Genomic DNA, 12,496 nt, shown 5'->3' with positions numbered 1-12,496 from the left:
TCCTTCCTGGTGCCGGCCCGGCCGAACAGATTCTCTGGTCCACATGAGACAACCTCGTAGGACGACCATCCGGCCGGCCCTCGCCGGTCTGCTCGGCCTCGCGACGATCGCCGCCACCGGGCTCTCCACCCCGGCCGCCGTCGCCGCCCCGGCCGCCATCGGTGGCGCTGCCGCGTCCCGGCCGTCCGTCTCGGTCCTCGACAGGATTCCCGCTCCGGCTCGGGAACGGATGCTCGCCCAAACCCCACTCGTCGACGCTGCCAGCGTCATCCGCACCGCCGTCCAGGCCGGGCCGCCGCGCGGCTACGCCGGTCTGGGCCTGGTCGGCGGGCACGTCACCCTGTGGTGGAAAGGCACGCCGCCCGCTGACATCGCGACCGCTGTCGCCACGGCCCGGCACATCGCACCGGTCACCGTCGAACGCGCCGCGTACTCCGCCGGCCAGCTCAAGGCCGGCGCGGCCCGGCTCGACAAGGCGGTGGGCGCCGACACCACCGACGCCGCCCACGGTGTCCGGATCAGGACCGACGGCAGTGGGCTCGACGTGCTGGTCGACAAATCGGCGAGCGCCGAGGTGCCCGACCTTCCCGAGGTCGGCGTGCCGGCCCGCACGGTGCGGCAGCAGCCGATGCGCCAGCGGTCCACCCGGCACGACGACTCGGCCCCGTGGAGCGGCGGAACCAGCATCTGGGCCCTGCACACCGGCGCCCTCTGCACCTCCGGCTTCGGCGTCCGCGACCTGGCCACCGACAGTCCTCTTCTGATCACCGCCGGACACTGCGGTGATCTCGGTACCGAGTGGGCGGACCGGACCGGCGAGATCATCGGTACGACGGTGTCGCGCAACGCCGACCACGACGCCGAGGTCATCGCCACCACCTCGGCCGGCAACACGGTCTATGTCGGCAATGCCACCGACGGCGTACAGGCGCGCGTCGCCGGCTGGACCGAGGTCTTCCCGGGCCAACTGCTGTGCCAGTCCGGCAACACCAGCGCCGAGGAGATCGGCGGCCCGGTCTGCAACCTGCAGGTCCAGTTCCACTACACCGACCGGGAAGACCTGGTCGAGGCGACACAACTGGACGGCGACGAAGCCGCGCGCAGTGGCGACAGCGGTGGCCCGGTGTACGCCGTGACCGCGCAGGGCACGCTGCTCGCCGCCGGCACCACCACTCGCAGCGGCGGGGCCGGCTTCGGCTTCCAGGACTTCGCCACCTACCGCACCGACTTCGGCGACTTGGTGCCGGTGACCGAGGGCAGCACCGGCACCTGCCGGGTGTCGTACCAGATCACCGACCGCTGGGCGGACGGTTACACGGCCAACGTGACGGTCTACAACTCCGGCGCCGACATCACCGGCTGGAGCCTCGCCTGGGATCTGCCCACGCCCGGTCAGATCCAGGGACGCTGGAACGCCGTCGTCTCCCAGAGCGGCACGACCGTGACCGCGACCAACGAGTCGTACAACGCCCGGATCACGTCCGGCGGTGCGGTGAACTTCGGTTTCACCGCCTCCGGCTCGCCGGCCACTCCCGCCCCGGTCACGCTGAACGGCGCCGCCTGCGCGTGATCGTCCGTTCTCGATGAACGACCGGGTGTCCCGCCGTGTCTCCACGGTGGGACACCCGGTCGCCGCGGATCCGCATCCGCTCGTGCGTGTCGCCCTGTTCCCGTCAGCGGCAGTGGCGCCGGCGGCAGTGGCCCTTGGCAAGATCACCCTCGCCATCCCGAACCTGGATCTGTCGTACCCGGCGGTCCCGCCGCAGCCTGCCTCCTGAGGCCTGGACCTACTGCCGGGCGCCCAGTGACGGCGGGTCGATGCTCAACCGGGACGCGACTGCGGCGATCAGGCGGACCCGCGCTTCGGAGACGCTGATCCGCGACTTGCGGGAGTAGCACTGCGCCGCCAGCCCGTCGACCAGCGCCGCCGTCTCGATCGCGAACGCGACCGGGTCGGCGCAGGTGAAGGCGCCCAGTTCGGTGCCGCGTTCGGCGATCTCCCGCAGCGCGTCACGCCAACCGTCGTAGTGGGTGTTCATCCATTCGCCGTACGAGTCCTCCCGGGACGCCGCCGCCCAGAAGTCCAGCCAGATCAGCCAGTGCCGGCGGGTGTCCGCGTTGTCCTCGAACATGCCAGCGAGGAAGGTGAACAGCTGCGCCACCGGGTCGCTGGAGTCGCGGACGCTCTCCTGCAACGGCACGTAGAAGTCCGCGGTCTCCGCTTTGATCACTTCCCAGAGCACCTCGTCGAGGCTGCGGAAGTGGTAGGCGATCGTGCCGGGCGAGACCGAGCAGGCCGCCGAGATGTCCCGGACCTTGACGTTGAACAGCCCCTTGTCGGCGATCAGGTCACGGGCCGACTCGATCACCAGCCGGCGCCGGACCTCGGTGGGGTGCCGCTGGCGCTCGGCCTCGGGCTTCGCCTTCGCTCTCGGCCGGCCGGAGTCGCGTGCGTCGGTCACCACAAATGAAGCCCTTCTGTCGTCGGGTGCAGCCTCATACCGAACGACGATCGATGTCTGTCACGTAGGCCCGTTCGAACCAGACGATATCCCCCAGCGTGGCCCGGACCTCGTTGGACAACCGGAAGTGGGTGGCGGTGGCGGTGATGACGGAGGTGGTGTCGATGGTGACCCGCCAATCGCCGCGTTCCAGTCCGATCGTCCACTGCGACTCGGCGGTCGCCGACAGCGGATCGTCCTCGGCGATGCTGTACCTCTCCAGCGCGGACTCCCGGTAGGTCAGCCCGTCGGGGAAGGTCCGGTTGCCGCCGTAGTTCGGGTCGACGGTCAGCACCCACCGCTCGGACTCCGGCTCGTAGCGGACCTCTCGTTCGGGCCGGACCGTCGGCGGCGGGCCGGCCACGATCGCCAGCGGTGCGGCCTGCTCGGGCTCACCGAACCCGGGATGCGCCCGGTCGAGCGCCTCCGGGGCCAGGTCGCCGACCACGAGTTCGCTGGCCGCCGGGTCCACGGTCACCGCCACCCGGTCGCCGTGCGGCCACACCCACGGCCAGTACGTCGTGGACAGCGCCACCCGCAGCCGGTGCCCGGCCGGAACCGTCCACCCGATCGCGGTCAGGTCGAACGTCACGTCCGTCCACTGTCCCGGAACGAGGCCGTCGGACCGGTCCATGCCGTCGCGCCGGGCCAGGTTGAGGGCGCCGCGGGTGATCAGTGTGGACGAGCCGTCGGGTGCCACGTCGCAGAGCCGGGCCACGATGTTCGCCCGCGGGCCGGTGGCGGCGACCCGCAGCCGCAGCCGGGGGAAACCGAGGATGTTGAGGTCCTTCACCAGCGGCGGGGTGTCGAAGACGACCGACCGGCCGTCCTCGGCGCGCTGGTCCGGCGGCAGGTCGGAGCGGTTGCCGAACGGGAACCACCGGCCGGCGTCCACCCCGGTGTGCTGCGGCGTGTCGACGAGCACCAGCCCGTCCGCGCCCGCGGCCAGGGTGCGGACGTCCCGGGCCAGGTTGAAGGCCCGTTCGGGCACCTCGGCGGACGGCCAGCCGGGCAGCGCGACCCAGGTCCCGGGCCGTTCCGGGTAGTGCGTCGCCGGCCGGGCCGAGTCCTGCTGGTAGACGTGCAGCGGCGGCTCGTCCATCACCCCGTTGTCGGCGTCTTTGAGCCAGTGGTCCCACCAGCGCAGCGTCTCCTGCAGGAAGCCGATCGTCGGGCCCGGGGTGCGCGCGATGTCCGGGTACTGGTGCGACCACGGACCGATCAGACCACGGCACGGCGCGTCCAGGTTCTCCATCAGACGCAAGACCGCGTTACGGTACGGGTCCGCCCAGCCCCCGACCGCCAGCACCGCCGCCTCGATCCGGGAGTAGTCCTCGCAGACCGACCCGTGCCGCCAGTAGTCGTCGCGTTCCTGATGCGACATCCAGATCTCGGAGTACGGCCGGAGCGCCTCGAGCCGTTCCCGCCACATCGACTCCCACGCCTCACCGACCCGCCACGGGGCCGGCGGCCGGCTCTGGAAGGCGAGCATGGTGGCCGACCAGGCGGCCATGTCGACGCCGAGCAGCGCGCCACCGTAGTAGTGCACGTCGTCGGCGTACCGGTCGTCGGTGGAGCAGACGGTGACGATCGCCTTGAGCGCCTCGGGTCGTTCGGCGGCGATCTGCAGCGCGTTGAATCCGCCCCAGGAGATGCCGAACATGCCGACCTTCCCGGTCGACCACTGCTGTGCGGCCAGCCAGGCGATCACGTCGACGCCGTCCTGCTGCTCCTGCGCGTGGTATTCGTCGAGCATGACGCCTTCGGAGTCGCCGCTGCCCCGGATGTCGACGCGGACCGAGGCGTACCCGTGTCCGGCGTACCAGGGATGCCGCTGCGCGTCCCGGGGCGCCGTCCAGTCACCCCGGCGGTACGGCAGGTACTCCAGCAGCACCGGCACCGGATCCTGGTCGGCGTCGTCGGGCAGCCAGATGGTGGCGGCCAGCCGGGTCCCGTCCCGCATCGGGATCCACACGTGTTCCCGGACGGTGACGGTCCGGGGGAACTCGGTGGCGATTCTCATGATTCGGCTCCTGCAGTGCCGTGCGACGCGAGTTCGGTGACCTCGGCGTGGCAGCGGATGGTGTGGGTGTCGGTGACCTGCAGGACGGGCGGCGTCTCGTGGCGGCACACGTCCCGGACGATCGGGCAGCGGCTGGCGAACGCGCACCCGTGCTCGGGCGGCGCGTCCGGGATCTCGTCCTGCCGGGGCGGCACGACCGCGGCGTGGTCGTCACCGAGTTCGATCACCGCGTCCAGCAGGATCCGGGTGTACGGATGGCACACCGCGCCGAAGATGTCGTCCGCGCGCCCGCTCTCCACCACCCGGCCCAGATAGAGCACCACGATCCGGTCGGCGACCGCGCGGACCACGGCCAGGTCGTGGGTGATGAACAGGACGCCGAGGCCCTTCTCCCGGGAGAGCCGGTCCATCAGCCGCAGGATCGACGACTGCACCGACACGTCCAGCGCCGACACGATCTCGTCGGCCAGGACCAGGCTCGGTTCGGCGGCCATCGCGCGGGCGATGCCGACCCGCTGCCGCTGGCCGCCGGAGAGCTGCCCGGGGAGCCGTTCGGCGAAGCTCTCGGTCAGGTCGACCTCGGCGAGCGCGGATTCCACCGACCGGCCGCGGATGTCGAACAGGCGCAAGGGCCGGTTGACGCTGTCACGGACGGTCCGGCGCGGGTTGAGGGAGGTGTCGGCGTTCTGGAAGATGAACTGCACGGCTTGGCGTACGTCCCGGGTGCGCTTGGCCACGGTCGGTGCCAGCGGGGTGTCGCCGCCGAGGGTGAGGGTGCCCGCTTCGTGGCGTTGCAGTCCGGCGACCACGTTCGCGATCGTCGACTTACCGGAGCCGGATTCGCCGACCAGCGCGACGATCTCGCCGGCGGACACGTCCAGGTCGACGTCGTGGACGGTGGGGCCGGTGCCCGGGACGTGTCTGGGCCGGTAGTCGACGCTCAGGCCACGGATTTCGAGCACGGTGGCCGTTTCGGTGGGCGGCTGCCGTACCAGCAAGGGGGTGTCGGTCTGCTCTTCGCCCCGGTCGATGGCCGCGTCGTCGAGGCTCGGTGGGATGCCCGGCACCGCGATCCTCGGGACGCTGGCGATCAACCCCCGGGTGTACGGGTGCTGCGGGGCGGTCAGCACGTCCCGGGTCGGGCCGGACTCGACGATCCGGCCCCGGCGCAGCACCGCGATGTGGCTGCACATCCGGTCGATGACGCCGAGGTCGTGGCTGACCAGGACCATCGACATGCCGAGTTCGCGGTGCAGCCGGGACAGGGTGTCCAGGATCGCGGCCTGGGTGACCACGTCCAGGCCGGTGGTCGGCTCGTCCAGGACCAGCAGCGACGGCCGGGCGGCCAGCGCCATCGCGATGCCGATGCGCTGCTGCTGCCCGCCGGAGAACTGGTGCGGGTACCGGTCCAGGGCGGCCGCCGGGTTCGGTAGCCGTACCATCCGCAGCAGTTCCTCGGCCCGGTCCCGCCGCTCTTTGCGGGTGGCCTTGCCGTCCTTGGCGAAGGCCTCGGCGAGCTGGTCCACGATCCGCATGGTCGGGGTCAGTGCGGCGCCCGCGTTCTGCGGCACCATCGCGACGGTGGTGGACCGGAACTCGCGCAACTGCCGGCCCTGGAGCCCGAACACGTCGCGGCCCTCGACCGTGACGGTGCCGGCGGAGACGAACGACGAAGTCCGCAGCGAGGCGAGCAGGGTTCCGGCCAGGGTGGACTTGCCGGAGCCCGACTCGCCCACCAGGCCCAGCACCTCACCGCGGCCGAGGCTCAGGGTCACTTCGCTGAGTACGTCGACCTGGCTGCTCCCGGAGGTGTAGGAGACGCCCAGGTCCTTGATGTCGATGACGGCCGTCATCCGGCGATCTCCTTCATCCGGTCCACTCCGAGGCTTTTGGCGAGCCCGTCGGAGGCGAGGTTGAGTCCGACGATCAGGGTCGCCAGCGACACCATCGGCGCGACGGTGGCGAGCGGCACCAGCCCCATCAGGCTGCGGTTCTCCGCGACCATCAGGCCCCAGTCGGGGGTCGGCGGGTTCGCGCCGAACCCGAGGAACGACAGGGAGCTGATCAGCAGCAGCACCCAGGAGGCGCGCATCGCGAACTCCACCAGGACCACGTCGAGGATGTTCGGGAGCACCTCGCGGAAGAGGATGTGGAAGGTGCCCTCGCCGCGGGCCCGGGCGGCGGTGACGAAGTCCCGGGGCAGCACGTCCATCGCCGCGGCCCGGACGATCCGGATCACTCCGCCGGTGTAGACCACCACGATCGCCATGATCAGCACCCCGGTGCCGGAGCCGAAGACGGTCACCACCACGAGCAGCGACAGGATGGCCGGTACGGCCAGGACCGAGTCGAGGACCCGGGTGATCAGGTTGTCCAGCCAGCCGCCGTGGTAGGCGGCGAGGCCGGCGATGACCGTGCCGAGCAGGATGACCAGCGCGGTCGCGGTCAGGCTGGTGGTCAGCGCGTACCGGCCGCCGTACAGGGTCCGGGAGAGGATGTCGCGGCCCAGCGTGTCGGTGCCCAGCGGGTACGCCCCGCCGGGCAGTTGCAGGACCGCGGCCGGGTCGTTGGCGACCGGGTCGTACTGGGCCAGCACCGGGGCCAGGATCGCGAGCACCAGGTGGATCAGCACCAGGGCGAACCCGATGGTGGCGGACTTGGACCGCAGGATGGAACGGACCAGCCGGGTGGCGGTCATCGCACTCTCCTCGGATAGCGCAGACGCGGGTTGAGCATGATGGCCGCGAGGTCGGCGAGCAGGTTGCAGACCACGTACGTCACCGCGCTGAGCACCGCGATCAGCAGGATCACCGGCAGGTCCCGGTTCTGCACCGAGCGGATCATCAGGGTGCCCAGGCCGGGATAGTTGAAGATGCTCTCGACCACCACGACGCCACCGATCAGCCAGGCCACGTTCATGGCGATGACGTTCAGGGTGGGCAGGATGGCACTCGGCACCACGTGCCGCAGGATCAGCCGGGCCGGGGCCACCCCTTTGAGGCGGGCGGTCCGGACGAATTCGGTCTCCATCACGTCGATGACCGACGTCCGCATCATCCGGATGATGTACGCCGCCGACACCATCACCAGCGCCAATGCCGGCAGCGGCATCGACGGGAGCAGTTCGGGGACCGTCGCGTTGGATCCGGCGGTGACCACCGCCGGGAACACCGGGAAGGTGATAGCCAGCAGCAGCACCAGCAGGGTGGCCACGATGAACTCGGGCACGCTCATCCCGATCAGCGCCAGGGTGGAGATCACCGAGTCCGGCCAGCGGTCCCGGTAGACGCCGGCGACCAGGCCGAGCACGCAGGCCAGCACGAAACCGACCAGAATCGTCACCGCGGCCAGGAACGAGGTGTTCAGCAGCGCCTGCCCGACCTCGGTCCCGACCGGCTGCCCGCTGGCCAGTGAGGTGCCGAAGTCGCCGGTCACCGCGTTACCGAGCCAACTGAGGAAGCGCTGGACCGGCTCCTGGTCCAGGCCGAGCTGGGCGCGCAGGGTGGCCACCGCCTCCGGTGTCGCGTTCTGGCCCAGGATCTGGGTGGCCGCGTCACCGGGCAGGGACTGGATCGCCACGAACACGAGCACCGCGGAGAGCAGGATCGTGACGAGCGCCCAGCCCAGCCTGGTGAGCACCATGCGGATCGCCATCGGCTACGCCACCAGCCCGATGGCGAGGTAGTCGAACTCGAAGCCGTACTCCCGGTATCCGGTGATGTTCTTGCCGATCCCGACCAGCCGGTCGGCGAAGAACGGGGTCAGCACCGCGCCGTCGTCGACCAGGATCTTCTGGGCGTCCTGGTAGAGGATCTTGCGCTTGGCGTCGTCGACGGTGGCCCGGGCGGCGTCCAGAGTCTGGTCGAGCTGCGGGTTGGCGTACGCGTTCTCGTTGTACGACGAACCGGACCGGAACAGCTGGTTGAGCAGTTGGTCGATCGGCCGGCCGGTGTACCAGTAGCTGGTCATCAGCGGCTTCTTCATCCACACGTCGGTGTAGTAGGAGTCCGCGGAGGAGTTCTTCACGGTCAGCGTGATCCCGGCGTCGGCGACGCTGCCCTTGAGCGCCAGGGCCAGCGGGCTGAGCACCGAGTCGTAGCTGGAGGTGTAGACGTCCACCGACAGCGACGACATCCCGGCCCGCTGGAGCAGCGACTTCGCCTTGTCCAGGTCGTAGTCGAGGCCGTAGTCGAGGTAGTACGCGTCGGTCGGCGGGACCGGGTTGTTGCGGGCGATGGTGCCGCTGCCGTGCACGGCGAGCTGCAGCACGTCGTCCGGCTTGTACGCGTGCGCCAGCGCCTTGCGGACCAGCGGATCACGGAACTCGGCCGAGGTGTTCAGCATCGGCACGGTGTACCACTGGGCGTTCTTGACCGCGGCGACCGTCGCGTTCGCCGAGGCCAGCACGGTCTGCGAGGTGGCGTAGTCGAGGTTGGTCTGGGAGATGAAATCGATCTGCCCGGCGAGCAGCGCGTTCACCCGGGCCTGGGTGTCCGGGATGGAGGAGAACTCGATGGTGTCGAGCTTGGCCGCGCCACCGAAGTAGGAGTCGTTGCGGGCCACCTTGCCGGGCCCGGCGGCCTGGAACGAGACGAGCTTGAACGGGCCGGTGCCGATGCCGGTCTTGCCGATCGTGGCGGCCGAGCCGTCCGGGATGATGTAGCAGTTGTAGCTGGTCAGCAGGCTGGCGAACTCGGCGTTCGGCGCGGCCAGGGTGAAGACGACGGTGGCCGCGTCCTTGGCGGTGACCGACTTGCCGTCGACGAAGGTGGAGAGCACACCGGCCTGCGGGGACTTGGTCGCCGGGTCCAGGATGTGCTGGATCGAGTAGACGACGTCCTGCGCGGTGAACGACTTGCCGTCGTGCCAGGTGACGCCGGTGCGCAGGGTGAAGGTCCAGGTCTTGGCGTCCGCGGACTTCTCCCAGGAGGCGGCCAGGTCGGGCTGGACGCTGCCGGCCTCGTCGAGCTTGACCAGCCGGTTGTAGAGGGCGCCGAGATATTCGTACGCCGACAGGGAGCTGGCCGGGTCGAGCGTCTCCGCGGTCGAGGCCGGCGGGCGGGCGATACGTAGCGTGCCGCCCTGCTTGGCGGTGCCGGTCGCCGCTCCGGAGGCGGCCGGCAGCGCGGATCCGCCACTGCCGCAGGCGGCCAGGAAGGCGGTGGACAGAACCGCCAGGCCGGAGCCGGCGAGCAGCGAGCGACGCGACAACACACCACTGACGGGAGTGTTCGAGCGATCTATCACGGTGACCCTTCCAAGGCGCCTAATCAAACAGCTGTACAAGTTATTTGATGTACCGTACGAATAAGGCCTAGGGTTGGCAATGGCGGCCTGTAAAGATCATGTAACCGACCGGGGTGGGGAACGTCCGTGCAGTTGGCCTGGCTTCGTCGTCCCGGCACCCTGATGGTGATCACGTCGGCGCCCACCTACGTGGCGACCGGCGAACTCCTGCGGGTGATCAGCCCGCTCGACCTGACCCCGGCGCGTTTCCTCGGGGCGGCCCTGGTGATCGGGCTGTACCTGCTGATCCGGCGTCGGAGACTGGTCGCCCGGCGCGGCGACCTGCTCCGGGCCTTCGGAGTCTCGGCGATCGGCTACGCCGCCTACGGCACCCTGCTCAACCTCGGGCAGACGACGGTGCCCGCCGGGACGACGAGCCTGCTGCTGAACACGTCACCGGTCTTCGCACTGATCCTCGGCCGCCTGCTGCTCGGTGAACGGATCACACCCCGCGGCATCGCCGGGACGATCGTCGCGATGACCGGCGTGGCGATGGTCGCGGTCTTCGGCGGGGGACGTCTCGGCCTCGACTGGAATGCACTGATAATCCTGTTCGCGGCATTTATCCTCGCGCTCTACCTTATCTGGCAGCAGCCCCTGCTCAGCCGGATTCCGGCGATCGAGATGGTCTTCTGGGGCTGCCTGTGGGGTGGCCTGCTGACCCTGCCGCTAGCCCCGTTCGACCTGCACCTCACCGCCTGGCAGGGCCGCACCTGGCTCGCGCTCGCCGCGCTCGTGCTGGTCAGCACCGCGCTCGCCTACGTGTTCTGGGCCCGGTCGCTGGCCGAGACGAGCGTCGCCGAGGGCGGCTCGCTGCTCTTCGCCGTGCCGCTGATCTCCATCACCCTGGGCTGGCTGCTGCTCGACGAGACCCCGGCCCCGGCCGCCGTCATCGGCGGCTGCATCGCCGTCGCCGGCGTGATGCTGGTCAGCCGGTCCGCCGCCCCGGTTTCCGAACCCGGACTCGGGCCCGTCGCCGAGGACATCGTCGATCTCACCCTCACGGCGACCGACAACGCGGCGATCACCGCCGCCGTCGGGCAGGCCGTCGACCAGATCGGCGCCCGGCTCGCCACCGTCTCCCTGTGGCGGCCCGAAAGCCGGGACCTGGTCCGGATCTACACCTCGATGCCCGAGGTCTACCGGCCCGGCGGCGTCTCAGCCGGCCTCGGCGCCGACTGGATCGAACAGTGCGTGGTCCGGCGGGAGTCCTACCTCACCGACGACCCCGGCGACCTGGAATCCGACGCGTTCGAACACCACGACACCCTGACCGCGCTGCGGCTCGGCGCGGCGATCAACGCGGTGGTGACCCGGGACGGCCGTTTCCTCGGCTGTCTCAACCTGCTGCACACCCCCGGCAGCTACACCGCCGCGGACCTGCGCATCGCCGACGCGGTCGCCGCCGACCTGGCCGAGATCCTGGCCCGCCTCACCTTGGAGCCGGCCCGCCACCTGAACGCCTGAGCCCGGCCACGCTCACCCCAGCAGCAGGCCGCACACGCCCGTGCCCGGCCAGCTCAATGACCTGGTCAAACAGTGCGTCACTCTGCTCCTCCCACCGTCAGTACCTCAGCGCCGCTCCTGGCACAGTCCCCCGGTGCTCCAACGCGCTCCCCATGGGCCGAGACCCCGAGGTCATGCAGGCGGTGATTCGACTACGCCGAAACACCACTGAACTGCCGAGGTTGTGCCGTACGACGTCCGTTCGGGTCTGAGCTGTATCGCTCGACGAGGGCGTTGCCGATCGAGGCCAAGTGGTCCCGCACTCGCGGAGGGCCGGTCACCTCGATCCAATCGACCAGCCCCGCAAGCTCACCGGCGAGTATGTATTCGTCGTTGCCGCGGATCACGACCTCGATGCGGCCGTCGGTCGTGGAACCTCCCACTTCGAGCCGAGCGCCGAACCCCATCCGGAGCACACCTATCCCGTGGGGCGCGCACATCGCCCGGGCCTCGAGGGGTGTCCGCTTGCGTTCGACCTCGTCGGCGATCGCACGCCAGCTCTCGGCAAGGTCGAAGTCGTCGGGCCGGTGAACGGGATCGCCGGTCGGGTCGACGGACGACACGCGGTCGATCCGGAAGGTCCGCCGGCCGGTCTCGGTGTCGGCGACGAGGTACCACGACGGACCTTTGGCGACGATGCCCAGCGGGTGGACGGTTCGCTCGGTTTCGGTACGTTCGCGGTCGACATAGCCGAGCCGGATCTGGATGCCCCGGATCACCGCGTCCTGCAACTCGGCGAGGAAGCGAGGCGGTCGGGGCTCGGCCCGACTCGACCCCCGTCGTTGCGGGTCCGTGACGTGCGACGACGCCGCCGCCGCGGCCTGCGCCCGGAACGGCTCCGGCAAGGCACGGACGAGCTTGCGCAGCGCCGCTTTCAGGGCCGGTGTGACAGACGAGGCCGGGCCGGCGACCAGGAACAGGGCGCGGGCCTCGCTCGCGGTCAACCCGGACAGGTCGGTGCGGGCGCCGCCGACGAGGCGCCAGCCGCCGCCTCGGCCCTGTACGGAGTACACCGGCACGCCGGCGGTGCCCAGGGCGTCGAGGTCGCGGCGGGCGGTGCGCTCGGAGATCTCCAACTCCCGGGCTACCTCCGCTGCGGTCACCTGCTCGCGATGTTGCAGCAGAAGGACGATGGCCATCAATCGGTCGGCTCGCACCCGGATCACACTTCCACTAAAAC

10 protein-coding genes are annotated in these 12,496 nt (G+C 70.3%); 3 read left to right on the top strand and 7 right to left on the bottom strand.

Translation table 11 applies throughout. The features are described 5' to 3' along the window. Positions 1-43 precede the first annotated feature (43 nt). Both BLU81_RS42425 and BLU81_RS42420 read left to right on the top strand, forming a co-directional pair. A complete protein-coding gene (locus BLU81_RS42425; protein ID WP_092554718.1) occupies positions 44-1,570 on the top strand; it encodes a cellulose binding domain-containing protein in 1,527 nt (508 codons plus the stop codon). 13 nt (positions 1,571-1,583) lie between these two features. Further along, positions 1,584-1,778: a hypothetical protein gene (locus BLU81_RS42420; RefSeq protein ID WP_092554716.1), complete on the top strand. Its 195-nt coding sequence runs from the start codon at positions 1,584-1,586 to the stop codon at positions 1,776-1,778. 9 nt (positions 1,779-1,787) lie between these two features. On the opposite strand, the gene BLU81_RS42415 is transcribed toward BLU81_RS42420, so the two are convergent. From BLU81_RS42415 to BLU81_RS42390, 6 genes are read right to left on the bottom strand one after another with little or no spacing between them, the layout of a single operon-like run. Further along, positions 1,788-2,462 carry a TetR/AcrR family transcriptional regulator gene (locus BLU81_RS42415; RefSeq protein WP_157752018.1) on the bottom strand — a complete coding sequence of 225 codons (675 nt, stop codon included), beginning with the start codon at positions 2,460-2,462 and terminating at the stop codon, positions 1,788-1,790. A gap of 34 nt (positions 2,463-2,496) precedes the next feature. Continuing rightward, a complete protein-coding gene (locus tag BLU81_RS42410; RefSeq protein WP_092554712.1) occupies positions 2,497-4,524 on the bottom strand; it encodes a CocE/NonD family hydrolase in 2,028 nt (675 codons plus the stop codon). Next, on the bottom strand, positions 4,521-6,377 hold the full coding sequence (locus BLU81_RS42405; RefSeq protein ID WP_092554710.1) for an ABC transporter ATP-binding protein: 1,857 nt from the start codon (positions 6,375-6,377) through the stop codon (positions 4,521-4,523). Before BLU81_RS42405 ends, BLU81_RS42410 begins: the two co-directional genes overlap by 4 nt. After that, the gene (locus BLU81_RS42400; protein ID WP_092554708.1) at positions 6,374-7,222 is read right to left on the bottom strand and encodes an ABC transporter permease; all 849 of its coding nucleotides are present in this window, start codon (positions 7,220-7,222) and stop codon (positions 6,374-6,376) included. Before BLU81_RS42400 ends, BLU81_RS42405 begins: the two co-directional genes overlap by 4 nt. Further along, positions 7,219-8,178: an ABC transporter permease gene (locus tag BLU81_RS42395; protein ID WP_197686036.1), complete on the bottom strand. Its 960-nt coding sequence runs from the start codon at positions 8,176-8,178 to the stop codon at positions 7,219-7,221. Before BLU81_RS42395 ends, BLU81_RS42400 begins: the two co-directional genes overlap by 4 nt. Positions 8,179-8,181: 3 nt before the next feature. Beyond that, a complete protein-coding gene (locus tag BLU81_RS42390; RefSeq protein ID WP_197686035.1) occupies positions 8,182-9,738 on the bottom strand; it encodes an ABC transporter substrate-binding protein in 1,557 nt (518 codons plus the stop codon). A 159-nt stretch (positions 9,739-9,897) separates the two neighbouring features. Here BLU81_RS42390 and BLU81_RS42385 point away from each other — a divergent pair, with 159 nt between their 5' ends. Next, entirely contained in the window at positions 9,898-11,277 is a 1,380-nt protein-coding gene (locus BLU81_RS42385; RefSeq protein WP_092554706.1) for a DMT family transporter, read from the top strand. A gap of 191 nt (positions 11,278-11,468) precedes the next feature. Here the strand turns inward: BLU81_RS42385 and BLU81_RS42380 are convergent, their stop codons facing one another. Further along, entirely contained in the window at positions 11,469-12,455 is a 987-nt protein-coding gene (locus BLU81_RS42380; protein WP_231953783.1) for a helix-turn-helix transcriptional regulator, read from the bottom strand. Positions 12,456-12,496 lie beyond the last annotated feature (41 nt).

Source organism: Actinoplanes derwentensis (assembly GCF_900104725.1).
GTDB classification, from domain to species: Bacteria; Actinomycetota; Actinomycetes; order Mycobacteriales; family Micromonosporaceae; genus Actinoplanes; species Actinoplanes derwentensis.
The sequence above is the reverse complement of the archived record's forward strand: the minus strand, read 5'-3'. Positions and strand labels throughout refer to the sequence as shown.